A 19,507-nucleotide genomic window follows, 5' to 3' on the forward strand; every position below is an offset into this window, starting at 1 on the left:
AATAATATAGTGTTAATTTTAAATTTATAAATTTATGAAGAATGAATTTCTAAAGTTCTCATCGAGAAGAATTTTATTCTCAGCGGCAATGGTATCAGCTTTGTTGGCGGGGAGTCCGCAGATGGCATTTGCCGAAGCGAACGATGTTCAGGCTGTTATGCAGACGAGTGTAGTTAAAGGTAGGATTCTTGACTCTACTGGTGAACCGATTATTGGTGCAAGTATTATAGAAAAAGGTACTACCAATGGAACAATTACTGATATTGATGGAAACTTTTCATTGAGCGTTTCTTCATCTAAAGCTATTTTAGTTGTTTCTTATTTAGGTTATAAATCTGTGGAATTATCAGCTTCAGATAAAAAATTAAATGAGATAGTGTTGAAAGAAGATACAGAAATGCTTGATGAAGTTGTTGTAGTGGGTTATGGCGCAGTTAAGAAATCTGATTTGACGGGTGCCGTAGCTTCTGTTTCTACAAAAGAATTGACGGCTGCTGGTATCTCCAGTGCAGCTGGTGCTATGCAAGGCGTAGTGCCTGGTGTCAATATTCAACGCTCATCTAATAAGCCTGGTAGTGGGTATAATATCTTGATTCGTGGTTTGAATACAGTTAGTGGTAGTACCAAACCATTGATTGTAATTGATGGTGTTCCTGGTGCTGAATTGGAAAACATCAATCCTGATGACATTGAAAAGATTGATATATTGAAGGATGCCTCTTCTACAGCTATTTATGGTTCCAGAGCTACGAATGGAGTTGTAATCGTGACTACCAAAAGAGGAAAAGCCGGAGCTCCTAAAGTCAGTTATGATGGTTCCGTTGGATTTAAAAATTATATGAATGCTCCCGATATGATGGATGGACAGCAATATGTCCAACTTGCACGGGAATACTCTCGAGCTACTAAAGGTAACGGAGAATATGTTTCGGATGATAAAATATTTTCAGCATCAGAATTGGTTGCTATTGAAAATAATAATTATATGGATTGGTTTGATGCTCTTACTTCTACTGCGTGGATGAACAGTCATACACTTTCAGTTTCTGGAGGAACAGAGAAATCATCCTATGTGGCGTCTGCGGGTTATCATAATGAAGATGGTTGTCTTCAACCTCAGTTTTATAAGCGATATAATCTGCGTGCTGCCGTTGACGTAACGCCTAATGATTACTTTAAGTTCGGGGTAAGCCTTTATGGAACTTTTTCTGACCAAGAAACTGGTAATGAAGATGGTTTGCAGACTATTTATCGTTTACGTCCTACTTATCATCCTACTAATCTTGTGACAGGTGAGCAGGAATTCAAATATGGTAGCGGACAGTTCAATCCTTTTGTAACTCAGAAAAACCAGTCATGGAGATATAAGAAATATGATGTTCTGAGTAATTTATTTGTAGAGTTTAATCCTATTAAGAATTTGGCGTTACGCTCTACATTTTCTCCCGATCTTCAATTTATTGACTATGGTATGTATGCAGGTGCTTATACTAAGCGTAATCAAGGTTCACAAGCTACTGCATGGTATGAGAAAACTACCATTTTGAATTGGGTTTGGGATAATATGGTTACTTATAATTTTGACTTGATGAAGGACCATCATTTTGATTTGACAGGTGTTTATTCAATGACCGAATATCAGAATGAATTTATGCGTGGTGACGGTGCCGGTCTTTCTTATAATTCTTTATGGTATGCTTTGCAAAATGGTGCAAAAACGAATAAGACTCAATCTAAGTACACTAAAACATCATTGATGTCGTATTTGGCACGTTTGAACTACAATTATAAAGGCAAGTATTATGTGACTGCAAGTATGCGTTATGACGGTTCTTCCAAATTGGCTGAAGGACATAAATGGGGAGGTTTCTTCGCTGGTGCATTGGCTTGGAGAATCACTGAAGAAGAATTTATGAAAGATATTGATTGGCTGAATAACTTGAAATTGCGTGTAAGTTTCGGTCAGTCTGGTAATGATAATGTAGGTGCTTATCAGACACAAGGTTCTATCAGTGGCGCTCAGTACTATTCTTTTGGAACGAATGATGTAATTGGCTACGTGCCTAACAATTTGCGTAATATGGAATTAGGTTGGGAGAGAACAACAGAATATAATATCGGTGTTGATTTTGGTTTCTTGAACAACCGTATATCAGGTTCTTTTGAGTACTATAACCGTTTGACAGAAGATTTGATTATGAACAAAACTCTTCCCATTACTCTTGGTTATTCTTCAGTAAAGGCTAATGTTGGTTCTGTTCGTAATAAAGGTTTTGAATTTGTATTGAATACGGAAAATATCCGTACAGAAGACTTTTCATGGAGAACTTCATTCAATATAGCTTATAATAATAATAAGATTGAAAAGCTGCAATATATAGAAGATCTGACTTCAAGAGGTAAGTCATTCGAAGGAATGAAGGGTGATTATAGCAATCTTTGGGTGGTAGGACAACCTATTGACATCAACTATAATTTGATGACTATTGGCGTATGGCAGTTGGACGAAGCAGAAGAGGCTGCTAAATATGGATGTAAACCTGGCCAATATAAAGTACTGGATCTAGATAAAAATGGTAAAATAGATGATGCTGACCGCGTAATTGATGGTAAGCGCACCCCGGATTGGACCGGTGGTATGGTTAATACTTTTAATTATAAGAATTTTGATTTATCGGTAGGTACTTCTTTCCAATTGGGCGGTCGTATGCGTAATCAATTCTATGTGTCTTATGCACTTGAGAACAATAATATGAACTTAAATAATATGGTGAAAGATTATTGGACCCCAGAGAATCCTACTAATGAATCGGCTCAACCCGGTAATATGGGAACTTATCGTAGCAAAGCAGGTTCGTGGGGAAATCAGAAGTCGGACGTTTCACATACAATGTCATCATCAGATTTCTTTAAAATAACTCATGTTAGTTTGGGATATACATTTGATAAGAAATTGATTTCTAAATCATTCTTGACCAATTTGAGATTGTATTGTACGGTTCAAAATCCGATGATTATTTGTGCTGATAATGTTATTGTTCCCGAACAGTTACCTACAAATGTATCTAGCACAGACCTTATGACACGCAATGTGATGTTTGGAGTGAATGTTTCTTTTTAACAAATCGAAATTAAAGAAAGAATAAAATGAAAACTAAGAATATAATTAAAAAGGGCTTATTGCTTATTTCCGTAGCTACTTTCGCAAGTTGTTCGTCTTTTCTTGAAGAAGAAAATTGGACTAGTCAGTCAGCTGAAGACTATTACAAAACAGCCAAAGGTTATGAATCATTAGTTAATGGTGCGTATGCCTCTTTGAAGTCTGTATATAATAATTATAGTTACCATAAACTTACTCAATTGGGTACTGATATTGGCACACAGCCTAACGGTACTGTTACTAGCGACTTGAATCAGTATGTAGTGACTTATGATAAATCAAACGGAACTGTATATGAGCAGTGGTCTAAACTTTATGTAGCATTAAAAGATGTAAATGCTGCTATCGGCCGTGCTACAAATGTGACTCTTAAAACAGAAGACCCTATTGAAGGAATTGATCCGAATCAACGTGACTTGAGGGTGGCAGAAGTCAAATTTCTTCGTGCGCTTTATTTGTTTGAAATTGTGAAGAATTGGGGGCAAGCTCCTTTGGTACTGGAAGAAGCTCAATCAACAGCAACAACTTCTAAACTGAACAGTGGCGCGGAATTTTATACTCAGATTCTGAAAGACTTGCAAGATGTGTTATCTTCTTCATTGCCCGAAAAACAAGGAGCTTCCGATTTTGGACGTGCTTCAAAAGCAGCAGCTCGCCATTTGCGTGCTTTGGTTTATTTGACTCGTGGATATCAGGACTATGCAGATGTGAATGACTTTAAAAATGCATATGATGATGCGATGTATGTAATTGAAAAGACGGGGCATAGTTTACTTGAAGACTATGCTATGGTTCACCGTCAGTCTAATGAGGCTAATGATGAGGTTATTTTTGCTGTAAACTATAACAATAGTACAAATAATAATAATAATCAACAGAGTACTTATTATCTATTCTCTTACCGTGAAGGTTGGGAAGGTTTGGCCAAATCAAATTTCTACGCCAATGACTACGGAGATGTGATGCCCTCAAAGTATCTTTATACCTCTTTCGATTGGAAAAAAGACCGTCGTGCGGAAGTTACTTTTATGAGTCCGCTTAATGGAGATCCTGCTACTTCGGTGGATGGACGTACTTATGGACGTAATGCCTTTATGAATACTACTCAGCTAGGGTCTTCAAGTACAGGTGTTGCCGATACGGTGATTCATTTTCCTGTACCTACAGAAGAAGGCTTTAGAGTGTATTCAAAAGCTGAGCAAGATGCGGCAAATGCTGCTTCTCCGATGAAGTTTATTTATAATTATCCTTCCGGTTCTTACAAAGATTGCTCTGAAGATGATTACTTTATTACCGGTTTGCAAGGCAATAGTTCAACCACTCGTGCTTGGTTGCCGGTATATAAGTTCAAGGATGCAGGTACTCTTTATGGCGAAAGTGGTGGTAGCCAGTATGGAAGTCGTGACATCGTGTTGTTTCGATTGGCTGAAACTTACTTGATTGCAGCCGAAGCAGCTGTAATGAAAAAAGACAATGTGAATGCTTTGCTTTGTATCAATGCGGTTCGTGAGCGTGCAATGCATAATGCGAAGGAACAAGGTTTGGCTAAATATGAAGGTACAGTCACTATTGATGACGTATTGGATGAAAGAGCACTTGAATTATTTGGTGAAGCACCTCGTTGGAATGATTTGACTCGAACTGGTAAGTTGGCCGAAAGAGTTTTAGAGTATAACTGGGACGTAACCCATATTACAGGTGGTTTAATCCAAACTCAATTAAGTGCAGCCACCAATGCCAAATATAGTCTTCGTCCTATTCCGGTGAATTGGCTGAATACCCTATCTAACGGACAAGAATTGGGAAACAACCCTGGATGGGAATAATAGTAAATTGAAACTATAAATTAATAGGGCTTGCCAGTTTGTTATTTGCAATAAATTGTGCAAGCTCTTTGTTCTTTTAATCTTAAAAGAGTATTTGTTATGGATATATATGAAAAACTACTTAAATGTGCAAGCGTTTTAGTGATGCTATGTTCGATATTTTCTGCTGCTGCCCGAAACTTTATTCATCCCGGTTTGCTTCATTCTCAAGACGATTTAAAACGTATTACTCGACTTGTGAAAGAGAATTCCTATCCGGCTATGGGTTCGTATGATTTATTGAGAAAAGTGCCGGGTGCATCCTTTGAGTATGAAATGAAGGGGCCGTTTGAGAATATCAGTCGTGCCGGAAAATATGGATACACCAAAGCTCCTTGTGAAAGCGATTGTAATGCGGCTTATTATAATGCTCTGATGTGGAACATTACCGGTGATGTACGTCATGCCGATAAAGCTATGGAAATTCTTCGAGGATATGCATCCACATTACAGAAAATATATGGACCTGATGATCCTCTTTGTGCAGGTCTTCAGGGATTCATGCTTATAAATGCAGCTGAAATAATGCGTTACACTTATCAAGATAATCAATATGTGAAAGGTTGGAGCGAAGCTGATACAAAGAGTATAGAAGGTATGTTCCGTAATGTATTTCTTCCAGTACTTACCACTTTTGTTCAAGCCAAACCTTATGCAAATGGTAATTGGGGAGGATCGGTTAACAAAATGGTGATGGCAATTGGTATTTTCTGTAATGATGAACCTCTTTACAATCAGGCTGTAGACTTCTTTTATAATAGTCGGGATAATGGAAGTTTGCCTAATTACATTGCAGAAACTGGCCAATTGCAAGAATCGGGACGTGATCAAGCTCACTGTATGCTTGGAGTAGGTGTTTTGGCTGAATTGGCAGAATGCGCTTGGAAACAAGGGGATAATCTTTATGCGGCTTTAGATAATCGTATTATGAAAGGATATGAATATCTTTCTAAAGTTAACTTGGGCTATACGGATGTTCCTTTTGAAGTTTGGAAAGATGCTACAGGTAAATATTGTAACTGGCAAAATATGGGAGAAGCAGAATTGGGCAAATTCAGGGCTGTTTTTGAAATTGCATATAATCATTATGTGGAACGAAGGGGAATTGCAATGCCTTATACGGAAAAGGTGCTAAAGCGTATTCGCCCTGAAGGCATAGGATGGACGTGTGATAATCCGGGTTTTGGAACATTACTCTTTTACTTAGGAAAAAACGAACCGGTTCCTCTTGAAGGGCAAATTTCAGAACAACTTAAATATGGCTGGAAAGGGTGGCAAATTGCAGCACCTGATTTAGAGCCTGTCGGCAATGAATTCTTATTGGTGAACAAAGGTATCTCAATGCAGAAAAACCGGATACACTATAATCCTTCAGAATTCCCTTATATAAAAGTGACATTCAGCCATAAACCCGAAGAGGTTAAAGATGGATGGCTTCGGTTGAGCTATAGCGTACAGAGTGCTCCTGAATTTTGGACTTTTTATGAGAAGGATGCGGTGAAAGTGGATGGTAATACTTATTGGTTTGCTGTGAAAGACGCACGTTCCAATAATGGAACATTATTTGGTACACGTGACAGGCATATTTCGTTGTTGCTCGATTTTGGAGACATAAAGGCTGTCGGTGTTGAAAGTATCGTTTCCGAGAGTCATTTATAAATGTGTGTGACGGATAGGTGTGGAGCTAAACAAAATAACAATATTGTAATTAGAATTGATATGAAGAAGAGATTAACACTGACGTTTTGGGGTATGTTGGTTGCGTTTTCTGTTATGGCAGAAGCGGTGAAGGTTACATCGCCCGACGGCGAATATGAGTTTACGGTGAGCGATGACGGACAATTGAGCTATTCGCTTTTCTATCAACAGAAAGAGGTGATAGAACCTTCTCGGTTAGGAATCGAATGGAACGAAAATTGGTATGATGGAATCCGAATAGTCACTTCGCGTAACAGCCGGATAGATAAGAATTGGAAACCTGTCTACGGTGAACGTGCCGTTGTGAAGGAATTATATAATGCTTGCGAGATAGAGTTGGCTAAAACTGGTTCGCGGAAGAGAATGGTGCTGGATGTGCGAGCTTATAACGAAGGCGTTGCATTCCGTTATCGTTTTGTAGGAGGTGAATATTTGAAGATTGAAAATGAGTTTACCCAATTTACACTTCCTAAAGGCACTCTTGCTTGGCATACCGAACGGGCACAGACCCCTTATAATCTTTTGCCACTCGAAGGGTGGGAAAATGAGTCGGATCGTCCGTTGATGCTTCAATTGCCAGAAGGCCAATATGCTTGTCTTGCCGAGGCTCAGGTCGTGGATTATGTGCGTACCAAATTTAAACTTTCGGATGAGAAACCTTATACTTTGCTTACTTCAATGTATGGAATAGTGGAGGATATAGCTCCATATCATACGCCTTGGAGAATTGTGATGTGCGCTTCCCGGCCAGGAGATATTCTCGCTAACAATGACTTGTTGCTTAATCTGAATCCTGATTGTAAAATCGCTGATACATCCTGGATTAAACCGGGGAAGGTAATGCGGGAGGTTACACTTACCACTGAAGGTGGTAAGGCTTTAGTGGATTTTGCAGTGAAGCGCCGCTTGCAGTATATTCATTTTGATGCAGGTTGGTATGGTTTTGAATATGACAAGTCTTCTGATGCTACTACCGTAACGCTCGACCCACGGCGCAATGAGCAGATTGATGCGCTTAATCTGCAAGAAGTGATTAGTTATGCCAAGTCGAAAGGAATAGGTGTTATCCTTTATGTAAATCAACGTGCTCTTCAACAACAACTGGACGAGATACTTCCTCTTTACAAATCATGGGGTATAGCGGGTATTAAGTTCGGTTTTGTACAGGTCGGCTCTCAAATATGGACAAGGTGGATGCACGAAGCGGTGAAGAAATGTGCGCAATATGGCCTTATGGTGGACATTCATGATGAATATCGTCCAACGGGTTTTAGTCGTACTTATCCCAATCTGATGACCCAAGAAGGTATTCGAGGAAATGAAGAATTCCCTGATGCGACTCATAATACCATTCTTCCCTTTACGCGTTTTGTTGCAGGTGCCGCAGACTATACTATCTGTTATTATCGTCAGGACTTCGGGCGTTTGCATACGGATAAAGATAGTTATGGGGTACCTCGTTCTCGTACTATTCAAACAACTCCTGCTCATCAGTTGGCTCTTTCTGTAATCTATTACAGCCCTCTTCAGTATATGTATTGGTATGATAAACCCTCTGATTCACAAGATGAACCTGAATTGAAATTCTTTGATGATGTTTATACTACTTGGGATGATACGCAGGTGCTTCAAGGTAAGATAGGCGAATTCGTTACCATAGCTCGCCGCAAAGGTGAAGAGTGGTTTGTTGGTGCCATAACCAATAATGATGCTCGCGAACAGGAGATTAGTCTCGATTTTTTGCCGCAAGGAAAGTCTTATATAGCTGAGATTTATACAGATGGAGATAAATCAGTAAAAACCCGTACTCGTGTGCGATGTCAGCGGTATCTTGTGAATGCCCAGTCGGTGCTTCGTTTCTCTCTTCGTGCTTCCGGTGGTGCCGCTATTCGGTTGGTGCTTGATACAGGTGATAACCGAAATGTTCGCAACTATAGGAAGCAGAAATTATAAAGATTTAATTTTTAAAATCCAGTATGATGAAATGTGATAAGAAGAAGTGTTTATTGGCTTTAGTATTTCTGTCATCATTGTTAATGTCGTTAAAGGTTTATTCTAATGAGCCCGAAACAAATTGGAAGTATGTAGAACTGGTAAATCCATTCGTGGACAGCCATCGTTCTCGTTGGTTCTTTTTTAGTTCTGCTTGTCGCCCATTTGGTATGGTCAGTCTGAGTCCTGATACAGATACGGAACATTCATGGGGATCGGGTTATATGTATGGCTCTAAGTATATACGATGTTTTAGCCATATTCATAATTGGCAGATGTCCGGTGTTGCTGTAATGCCTACGGTTGGTCCATTTAAAGGGCATTTGGGCATGGACTCCTATCAGTCTGAATTTACTCATGAGGGTGAGATTGCCAAACCTGGGTTTCATAAGGTGAAACTTACAAATTATGATGTGACTGCTGAATTAACGTCGACAATGCGGGTAGGCTTCCATCGTTATACGTTCCCCCAAAGCGATTCGAGCTATGTCCTTTTTGATACTGGCGCTTTTTTGGCTCACAGTCCTACCGCTTATTCGGAAGTCTGGAAGATTAGTGATACGGAAATAGCTGGTTGGGAAATAATGGAGCGTACAGGGCGTCGTCCTAAGGATACACCTGTCTATTTTTATGCACAGTTGAGCAAGCCGGTGGAGCAGATAGTGACTTGGCGTGAAGGGAAAATAGTGCCTAATACCAAACCTGAGCGAATTTCAGGAAAGAATGTGGGATTGGCTGTGAAGTTTCGTACCAAGGCCAATGAAAAAGTACTACTGAAGGTTGCCATTTCATACGTTAGTGTAGAGCAGGCTCGTAAGAATCTTTATGCGGAACTGGAATCATGGAATTTTGAAGAGGTAAAACATGCTTCGTTTGATGAGTGGAATACTTGGCTTGGTAAGATAGAAGTGGAGGGCGGTAGCCGTGAGCAACAGATAAAGTTCTATACAGATCTTTGGCACGCATTATTGGGACGTAAGGTAGTGAGTGATGTTGATGGGTGTTATCTTGACCAAACGTCTGACTTTCCCCGTATTTGCCGTATTCCTTTGTCTGCAAGTGGTAAACCTCTCTACAATCATCATAATTTTGATGCGTGGTGGGGGAGCCATTGGTCGCTTGATATTCTTTGGTCTATGGCTTATCCGCATCTGATGGATGATTTTTGCAATACAATGTTGGATATGTATCGTAATGGGGGACTTATTCCTCGCGGACCTTCGGGGGGGAATTATACCTATGTAATGATAGGCGATCCTGCTGTGTCTTTCTTTGCAACTGCTTATAACAAAGGTATTCGTAATTATGATGCTGATTTGGCCTATGAAGGGCTACGCAAGAATGCATTTCCTGGAGGTATTCGTGACCATGCCGGTTACGAACATAGTAAGGATGCTCATTCAGGTGGAATGGAATATTATATTAAAATGGGATATGTGCCTGATGGACGTGCGAATGTGGTAGGTATGCATACTACAGGTGCATCTATGACCTTGGAGTACGCATATCAAGACTGGTGTCTTGCCCAAATGGCCAAGGCAATGGGCAAGCAAGCTGATTATGAATTGTTCTTTGAACGCTCAAAAAATTATAAGAACCTTTGGAATAAAGCATCAGGATTCATGCAACCTAAAGGGACGGATGGAGAATGGTTACCTGATTTCGATCCACTTGAGTTGACGGAGAAAGGTGGTTTTTGTGAAAGCAATTCGGCTATATATTCTCATTATGTTCCCCACGATATGCAAGGTTTAATAGCACTTTATGGTGGTCATAAGAAATATGCCGAGCGTTTGAATGAGAACTTTGTCAAGAGTGAGCCTTATGGTTTTTTCCGTTCAAAAGATACCAAATCTGGTAATTGGACTGATTACGGTAACCAACCAGGCACGGGCATGGCTCATCTTTTCAATCATGCTCGGGCACCATGGCTGACACAAAAATGGGTGCGTAAGGTCAAAGCGGCTTATGCTGATGTTACCCCGTATGGTGGGTATCGTGATGATGAAGACCAAGGGCAGATGGGAGCTTTGGGCGTTTTAATGGCGATGGGACTGTTTGAAGTGGACGGAGGCTGCGCTGTAAAGCCTTATTATGAGATAACCTCTCCTATATTTGATAAAGTGACCATACATCTTGACAATAGGTACTATCCGGGAAAGACTTTCCAAATTGTAACTACGGGCAATTCCGACAAAAATATGTATATCCAACGGGCTACGTTTGATGGAAAACCCTGGGATAGGTGTTGGTTCTATCATGAAGATTTTGCTAACGGTGGTGTTCTTGAATTGCATTTGGGTGATAAGCCTAATAAGCAATGGGGAATTGGTAAATTGCCGCAGGATGATTAAAATGCGGAGGTTGCGTCAAAACGTTGACACAACCTCCGTATAGCTTTTCTTATTTGAATAGGTCTTTAATTGGGGATATTCCTAAAATAAGGAAATTTAAGGCAACTAATTCATTGCGAGTTGGTTGCCTTTTTGTCTCTTTAAGCATTCCCCCAAAAAACGGTTTGACGGCCAAAACGGGGGTAATCTAAACTAAAAACACATGGTAAAGATACAAAAAATCTCAGAAATCGAACCTCGTTTGGGTTTTACTGAGTTCGATATGCTAAAAAATATCGTCAAAGTTTTGCAACGAGTGAATTAGGCCGCCTCCATGCTCTGTTTCCTTTCTCGGAATTGGCCCGACAAATGCATTTGAAGTCCTCTGCTTTGGGGCGTAAAAGTTATTTTTCTCCCGAAGGTAAAATAGCCTTGATGGTCTTGAAGTCCTATACCAACTTTTCCCGATGCCACCTGTTATGAAAGCCATCTTGATGTAGGCCGTGCCTACCTTGCTTATAGTAAACTACGTAAACGCAGGAAATCGCAGATTCGTATGATTAAACGCAGGTCACTTACTATCCTCTGATTACCAAAGACGCTTTTCGGTCATACAGACAATCCTTGAGCAAGGGAAGAGTTTATTTGCAGGCAAGAAAGTATCTAACCGTATTGTGAGTATCGACCGGCATCACCTTCGCCCCATCATCAGGGGCAAGGAAACCAAATCCGTTGAATTCGGAGCCAAAGTCAACAATATACAGATAGATGGAATCTCTTTCATAGAACATATCTCTTTTAAGGATTTTAATGAAGGAGTACGTTTGAAAGACTGTATTCGTCTGCAACAACAACTGACCAGGGTTAGGGTCAAGGCGCTTGTGGCAGATTCAATCTATGCCAATAATGCCAACCGGAAATTTTGTACTAAATATCATATAAGTACTTCCTTTAAGCGTAAGGGCAGAGCTGCCAAGGATGAGCCGCTTCGTAAGATTTTACGGTCGGAACTCAGCCGTGAAAGAGCTACCCGCTTGGAAGGAAGTTTTGGAACGCAGAAGCAACATTACTCACTGGCCAGGATAAAAGCCAGAACCAGGAAAACGGAAGTACTTTGGATTTTCTTTGGGATACATACAGCCAATGCGGTATGTATGATAGAAAAAGTAGAGAGGAAAAAAAGGATGGCTGCATAATCAGACTAAAATAAGAAGAAAAGAGGGGAGGTTTTTAACTTCACCTAAAAAAGGCATGTACATAACGCATGGGTGGGAAGAAAAGAATAAGTATATGTAAATAATATTCTATGAAAAAGATAGAAGACCGGGAGAGTTGAACGGAAAAATCAAGAGAAAAGCTCACGTAAAGTAAAACTTTTCTCTTGATTTATTAGAAACGGGAACATTTACTGAATATCCCCAATTTATTCAATGTGTTTGCCTACGAACTGTACGTGTTTCACAAAGTCATTCATTTGTACTTTTTCGCTTAGGGCGTTTATCGGTTCACCGTAATAACTTACATTCTCAAAAGTAACGCCCGATATATTGTATTTGTCATCAATCCCTTGTAACAAAACAGTTCCTCCAGCTTTAGGGCTATTCTTTGTACCGTATGTATATATGTTGCGGAAAGTTACATTGTGTATATATGGACCACTAGATGGAACTACTACGAATTCTCCATATCCACAACTACCTGGACCACGCCGTCCTGGGCCAGTTTTGATATTGTTGGGGCGCGGCTTCTCTATTGGACGAGTACCAACCAACTGAAGGGCAGGAGTCATTTTAATTAAATTATAAGGTTTGTGCCCATTGATTCTGATATTTTCGAAGCAGAGGTTCTCCATACTCATTTCACCTGTGGGGTGTAACCAAAATATTTGTACCCGGTCACGGTCAGGGAAGTGGATGACATCAATATTTCGTGCCGTGAAGTTGCGGAATGCCGGACAACTACTTTCAGTAGCCATACGAAATACATTGGCAAAATCTACCCAAAATACACAATTCTCTACCGTGATATTCTCTACTGACTTAGAATGACTTTCACCTCCTGCACGAGTGATGCCTTTGGGGGAAACGGAATCATCGTCCGTACGAAAGAAGCAGTTGCGTATCGTTACATTGCTGGAATTGCAAGGATCTACCCCGTCATCATTTCCCACTCGCGAACCGGCCAAACGGATATGGTCAATCAATACACGGTCGCAATCTTGCGGAACAATAGTCCAATAATAAGAGCCTTTCAAAATAATATCTTTCATCACCAAGTTATTGCAATGTTTGGCATTAATCATATAATCTGTTGGACCGGCATTGTGTTCCCAATCGGAACCGTCTAAAATGCCACGACCGCAAATCGTAATATTGTCACCAGTTGCTTCTATTCCTGCATTGACTACGGCACCTCCTGCTATATATAGTGTCTGATTGTCGGTAAGTTTTATTAATCCATTTTTCGGATTATGTTCACCCGGACCATAGTAAATTACATTCGGGTCATCTTTGGAGGGAATACTTTTTTCCAATTCATTACTGAAGAGAATCAAAGGGCTGTTACAACCGTCTGGTTCAAAAGAAATGTCACAAGGAGTATCTAGCTTAAAAGTAGCTATGTTTTTATTTACCGATGGACGGATGCCGTATTTGTCAGGCAAAATATTCAGTTTGCTCAGTTGGAAATTACTTTTTACAGTAATCGTTACCGTACCCGAAAAATCGAAGTAAGCAATTGAATATTTCTTGTCGTGGTGTTGTGTACTGGCTGTATATACCGGTATAGTTATGCCGTTGACTTCAACTGTATAATCAGAGGACAGAGGTTCGGTTTGTGGTACCGGATAACTAACTACTTTGGCTCCGATGTTCATGCTTGTAGCAAAGATTAGCACAAAGCTCAAAATCAATTTTTTTAATAATGTTTTCATAATGTATATTTTGTTTATATATGTTTTGTTATAATATATAGAATGGAATTGACTCTTCTTTCTTGTCTATCGCTATTTATCTCAGTCCGGATGTTCCTATTGTGCAATCTCAAATTCTCCTTTCAAGCGGATGTCTTTTGATGAAGAACCAATCATGACTTTGAACATGCCCGGCTCAACGGTGAAATTCATTTGTTTGTCCCATATCCCCAGCTCTTGTGGTGTGAGTTCGAAATGTACGGTATGCGATGCTTCCGGTTTTAGAGTGATGCGCTCGAATCCTCTCAGCACTTGTGTATAGGTGGTTACGCTGCTGACTTCATCGCGCAAGTAAAGCTGTACCACTTCATCTCCTTCGCGCTGACCGATGTTCTTGATGGTGCAACTGATGGAGATGTTGCCTTGTACTCCTTGTTTGGATGGAGATATTGCAAGGTCACTATATTGGAAAGTCGTATAGCTTAGTCCATGACCGAAGGGGTAGAGCGCACCATAGACAGAAGTCTCGGAGCTTTCATCAGAACCGGGCTTGAAAGGAAAAGCAAAGGGTATCTGCCCAACGGATTTAGGGAAGGTCACGGCGAGGCGTCCTCCGGGGTTGTAGTCACCAAACAGTGCTTCGGCTATGGCTTGTCCTCCGAATTCACCAGGAAACCAGGCATGGATGATGGCAGGAACATGGGTAGCGGCGAAGTTGATGGATGAGGCGCGTCCGTCAATCATTACCAATACCACTGGTTTGCCTAATTGGCAGATTTTTTTGAGTAATTCTTTCTGTCTGCCGGGCAAGTCCAATGAAGTGCGTGACCTGTCTTCTCTTACGGTAAGTTCGTTTCCTCCTAATACCATTACGGTAACTTCCGCTCCCTTTGCCGCCTCTATGGCTTCTTCCATCATTTGCGCTTCTTGGGCAGCCTTGGGAAATTCAAGGACTTCGCTTTCGGGGAAGTGGGGGTCGATGATGTCGCATCCTTTCTTATAAACAACGTCTGCTTGGGGAAGCATCTTTTTGATACCTTCGTAAATGGTGGTAATGTGTGCGTTGGCTGGGCCATATCGGCAGATTAGCTGTTGTCGCTCGTCGGCATTTGGACCGATGACGGCTACTGAGCGTATCGACTTGGAAAGTGGAAGTGTCTGGTGTTCGTTTTTGAGGAGTACTAACGATTGGCGTGCGGCTTCCAGCGCAAGTTGTTGATGTTCGGGACTGTGTACTATTTGTCCGGCTCTCTTTTCGTCGCCACGATAAGGGTTGTCGAAAAGTCCGAGCCAGAACTTCACGCGTAGAATCTCGGCAACACGTTGGTTGAGTGTTTCTTGGGAGATTTTTCCTTTCTTTACGGCACTGCGCAGCGGAAGGATGAAGTCGGCAGGTGGTGTGAAATGGGTGCGGATGTTGAGTCCGGCATTAACGGCTTGCGCTACGGCATCTTCATATCCGTTGGCCACTTGATGTTTGGTGGAGATAAATTCTACGGCTTCACTGTCGGAAACCACATAGCCTTTGAATCCCCATTCTTGTCGAAGAATTTCGGTGAGGAAATGATAACTGCCTGTGATGGGTTCGCCGTCATAGTCGTTGTACGAACTCATTACTCCCAGCGCACCGGCTTCGTGGAAGGCCACTCTAAAAGGATCGAGATAGAGTGTGCGCATTTCTCGGGGAGCTACGTGGGGGTCGGTACGTGTTTTTCCGTCACGTCCACCTACCGGTATGCTATAGACGGCAAAATGTTTTGGGGTAGAGACCAGCTTGTTCTTTTGTAGGCTCAGAATCATTTGCTTTCCCATTTGTCCTGCATGATAGGGATCTTCGCCATAGGTTTCTACGCATCGTCCCCATCGGGGATCTTGTGCGATGTCGAGGATGGGGGAGTATATGTTGGTATATCCCAGTACGGAGGCTTCACGGGCTTCAGCTTCGCCTATTTGGGCTATTAGTTCTTTGTTCCATGTAGCTCCTCGTCCGCATTGGGCAGGAAAGTAGGTCGCCCGGTCATGGCATAGCCCCCGGATGCCTTCGTTGGTGAAATCTACCGGGATTCCCAGCCGTGTATTTTCTACGAACCAGCGTTGAATGGCGTGCTTCGTCTTTACGTGGTGTGCATAGGGGAAAGAGTATGCAGACTTGAAGCTGCCAAGCCCATTGTGCTCTTCATCAATATTCCCGATGCCATCTTTCCATACTTCGTTTTTCCAGTTATCACTTGGAAGGGCGTCATTGAGTACGCGGCCTGAACCATACAGTGTAGCCATCTGGCAACTTTTTTCTTCGAGAGTCATTTGCGAGAGCAGGTTTTGCACCCTTGCTTCAAGTGGGGCGTAGCTGTCTTCGTAGATGTCCTTCACGCCATTTTTGTTAAAGTCAATCCATCCTTTGTGATAGATGTTTTTGACGGTTGACTTGTCCTTCTCGTAATCGAGTATCGAGTTGCTCCACAACTGCTGGCTGCAAATCATGGATACAAGGACGGTTGTTAGGTATCTATTCATACTGATAAAACAATTGGTTGATGTTTTTTGATAATATACGTATCAAGCAGGACTGTTACCTAAACCTGATAGTTAATTTGCCGGGGCGATTGAGTATTTCTACTTTTTGGTTCGTAATTTCTTATATGCTTATAAATTATATCATTAATAAACTTGTTACTTACTAATTATGCAAAAACATTTTAGATTGAGGAATGCGTTATTTGCAGGATTACTGCTTGCCGCATTTGGGTGTTCTTCCCATACCCATCCTACCACTGATTTTAATGTGGATTCTGCTATTGCTTACTGTAGCTGTCAGGCTATAAAAACTCTTGAAACGCTTCCTGATGTAGATTCGATTCCCAATACGATTGATAAAGGACAGAAAAAATGGCAGTATGCTCATGTAGGTTCTTGGACATCTGGCTTTTGGCCGGGTACATTATGGTATCTTTACGAAGCGACTCAGGATACGGTATGGTTGCATGCAGCTGAAAATGTTACTCGTATTCTGTTGCCGGAAGCTTATCGTAAGGCTCGTTCGCATGATTCGGGATTTATTATGATGCCAAGTGTGGGTAATGCTTATCGTCTTACGGGCGATACTATGTACGCTCAAGCACTTCATCATGCGGCAGATTCGTTGGCCGAACTCTATAACCCCAAAGTGGGTACCATATTATCTTGGCCGGGTATGGTCAAAAAGATGAATTGGCCTCATAACACCATTATTGACAATATGATGAATCTTGAATTGCTTTTTTGGTCGGCCAAGAACGGTGGTAACAAATGGCTGTATGATGTAGCCGTAAAACATGCGGAAACAACCATGAAATATCATTTCCGTACGGACCATTCGTGCTATCATGTTGCGGTTTACGATACACTGGACGGTCATTTTATTAAAGGCGTCACTCATCAAGGATTGGCTGATAGTACAATGTGGGCTCGTGGTCAGGCCTGGGCCATCTATGGTTATACGATGGTTTACCGTGAAACTCGTGATGTACGTTTTCTTGAAGTAGCTTGCCAATCGGCCGATGCTTATCTTCGTCGTTTGCCTGAAGATATGGTACCATATTGGGATTTTGATGCGCCAATGTCACCATTGCTCCCTCCTAAAGACGCATCTGCTGCTGCTGTTACGGCTTCGGCGTTGATTGAACTTTCGGGCTATGTAAATGATGAGATAAAATCACGCCATTATCTTGATGCAGCTATAGCTATGTTGGAGAATCTCTCCTCATCGGCTTATCAGTCGGGTACGGTTAATACAGCTTTTTTACTTCATTCTGTAGGCCATATGCCTCGTGGACGTGAGATTGATGCTTCGATTATGTATGCAGATTATTATTATATAGAAGCACTTTTACGGCTTCGTACCGTAAATAAAGGCGGATGACTTGCTACTGCGTCCCCTTCATGCCCCATTGTCAAAGTCAGGAAATATTCTAATGTCGTTTTGATAAATGATGTGTTAATAGGGCAAACATGTGTGGCAGAGCCGTAGAAAGGAGAATTACAATGAGCAAGAAAGATAGAGACATAGCCCTCTTCGTGGCATTCTGCATTGAAGAATACGGAGCGGCTAAAGGAATGATGGACGATCAGGTACTTTTTTAGCAAAGGCTCACTATAGTGAGCCTTTGCTAAATATAAGGAGTGAACAGAAGAAACATATACGGCTCTTTCATTTAAGGGAGTTAAAGGGTGTTAGAAGCCGATAGTATAGCTATACATCAACAGAACTATCGGCTTTTAACTCCTAAGCTTGCAGGGTGATAACTCCTTCTAACTTCCGATAACTCCCTTAAATGAAAAAGCCATGAGAAACATGGGAGATGTTTGTGAATATAATAAGTAAAATTCCTACCTTTGTCTTTATAACCATTGATTTTCTCCATAGCCATGTTAGAAGATTACAGAAGATACCCGATAGGAATACAGAACTTTCAACAGTTGCGCAACAACGACTGTGTGTATGTAGACAAGACGGAACTGGTTTATAGACTGACACATACCGACCGGGTCTATTTCCTCAGCCGTCCCCGCCGTTTCGGCAAGAGCCTCTCGTGTCTACGCTCGAAGCCTACTTCCAAGGAAAGAAAGACCTTTTCGGAGGGTTGGCTATGGAGCGCTGGGAGAAGGATTGGGAAAGCTATCTGGTGTTGCACATCGATTTCAGCCTAACAAAATACATGGAACTGACCGACCTTACGGGGCAGCTTAATCTCTTCCTGCACCGGTGGGAAAAGATTTATGGAAAGGATGAAGCGGAAAAGACCGCTTCCGAGCGTCTGCAAGGCATTATTCTGAGAGCTTCCGAGCAGATCGGCAAGCAGGTTGTCGTGCTGATTGACGAGTACGATGCCCCCTTGTTGGACAGCAATTCCGACACCGCCTTGCAGCAACAGCTCCGCAACGAGATGCGGAAGTTCTTCAGCCCCCCTCAAGAGGTTGGGGCAGTATCTTCGCTTTCTCTTCATCACCGGCATCAGCAAGTTCAGCCAACTGAGCATCTTCAGCGAACTGAATAATCTGAAGAACATCAGCATGCACGATGATTTCAGTGCACTCTGCGGCATCACCGAGCAAGAATTGCTCACAGACTTGAAACCGGACATCGAGCGAATGGCCAAGGCAAACAATGGGACTTATGAGGAAGCTTGCGCTCACTTGAAACGGCAGTACGACGGCTATCATTTCAGTAAGAATTGTGCCGACATCTATAATCCGTTCAGCTTGTTCAACGCTTTCGATGCAAAGGAGTACAAGAACTTCTGGTTCTCTACGGGCACTCCTACCTTTCTGATTGATATATTGCAACGCACGGATTTCGATGTGCAGAGCCTGGACGGACTTACGGCTACCGATGAACAGTTCGATGCGCCTACCGACCACATTGTCGACCCTATTCCGGTACTTTATCAGAGTGGCTACCTGACAATAAAGGGGTATGACCCTGCTTTCCGTCTTTACCGGCTGGCCTATCCCAACGGCGAAGTGCGTTATGGTTTCACGGAGTCCTTGCTTCCTGCACTCAACAAGCACA

At 41.7% G+C, this 19,507-nt stretch carries 8 protein-coding genes and 2 pseudogenes; 8 read left to right on the forward strand and 2 right to left on the reverse strand.

Translation table 11 applies throughout. The features are described from left to right. Positions 1–34: 34 nt before the first annotated feature. The 6 genes and pseudogenes from DW896_RS02940 to DW896_RS02965 all read left to right on the forward strand — a co-directional run bounded on the left by DW896_RS02940 (position 35) and on the right by DW896_RS02965 (position 12,244). Positions 35–3,121 (forward strand): TonB-dependent receptor, encoded by a 3,087-nt coding sequence (locus tag DW896_RS02940; RefSeq protein ID WP_005832982.1) that lies wholly within the window; start codon positions 35–37, stop codon positions 3,119–3,121. 26 nt (positions 3,122–3,147) lie between these two features. Beyond that, positions 3,148–4,986, forward strand: coding sequence for a RagB/SusD family nutrient uptake outer membrane protein (locus DW896_RS02945; protein ID WP_005832980.1), 1,839 nt, complete (start codon positions 3,148–3,150; stop codon positions 4,984–4,986). Between the two features lie 99 nt (positions 4,987–5,085). Further along, complete coding sequence (locus tag DW896_RS02950) at positions 5,086–6,684, forward strand: alginate lyase family protein (RefSeq protein ID WP_005832978.1); 1,599 nt, start codon at positions 5,086–5,088, stop codon at positions 6,682–6,684. 60 nt (positions 6,685–6,744) lie between these two features. Beyond that, positions 6,745–8,676, forward strand: coding sequence for a glycoside hydrolase family 97 protein (locus DW896_RS02955; RefSeq protein WP_005832976.1), 1,932 nt, complete (start codon positions 6,745–6,747; stop codon positions 8,674–8,676). Between the two features lie 26 nt (positions 8,677–8,702). After that, a complete protein-coding gene (locus DW896_RS02960) occupies positions 8,703–11,069 on the forward strand; it encodes a GH92 family glycosyl hydrolase (protein WP_034529654.1) in 2,367 nt (788 codons plus the stop codon). A gap of 202 nt (positions 11,070–11,271) precedes the next feature. Then, positions 11,272–12,244 (forward strand): annotated as a pseudogene (locus tag DW896_RS02965) (transposase). A 227-nt stretch (positions 12,245–12,471) separates the two neighbouring features. On the opposite strand, the gene DW896_RS02970 reads toward DW896_RS02965, so the two are convergent. Both DW896_RS02970 and DW896_RS02975 read right to left on the reverse strand, forming a co-directional pair. Further along, positions 12,472–13,980, reverse strand: a complete 1,509-nt coding sequence (locus DW896_RS02970; RefSeq protein ID WP_016272940.1) for a glycosyl hydrolase family 28 protein — start codon at positions 13,978–13,980, stop codon at positions 12,472–12,474. Positions 13,981–14,076: 96 nt separating this feature from the next. Beyond that, positions 14,077–16,440: a glycoside hydrolase family 3 N-terminal domain-containing protein gene (locus tag DW896_RS02975; protein WP_371413375.1), complete on the reverse strand. Its 2,364-nt coding sequence runs from the start codon at positions 16,438–16,440 to the stop codon at positions 14,077–14,079. Positions 16,441–16,642: 202 nt separating this feature from the next. On the opposite strand from DW896_RS02975, the gene DW896_RS02980 reads away from it, so the two are divergent. Together DW896_RS02980 and DW896_RS21410 are read left to right on the forward strand one after the other, a co-directional pair. Continuing rightward, on the forward strand, positions 16,643–17,857 hold the full coding sequence (locus DW896_RS02980; protein WP_009038053.1) for a glycoside hydrolase family 88 protein: 1,215 nt from the start codon (positions 16,643–16,645) through the stop codon (positions 17,855–17,857). A gap of 506 nt (positions 17,858–18,363) precedes the next feature. Then, positions 18,364–19,494: pseudogene (locus DW896_RS21410) on the forward strand (AAA family ATPase); the annotation flags it as partial. Positions 19,495–19,507 lie beyond the last annotated feature (13 nt).

The sequence above is a fragment of the Bacteroides sp. AM41-16 genome, assembly GCF_003603495.1.
GTDB lineage: Bacteria > Bacteroidota > Bacteroidia > Bacteroidales > Bacteroidaceae > Bacteroides > Bacteroides uniformis.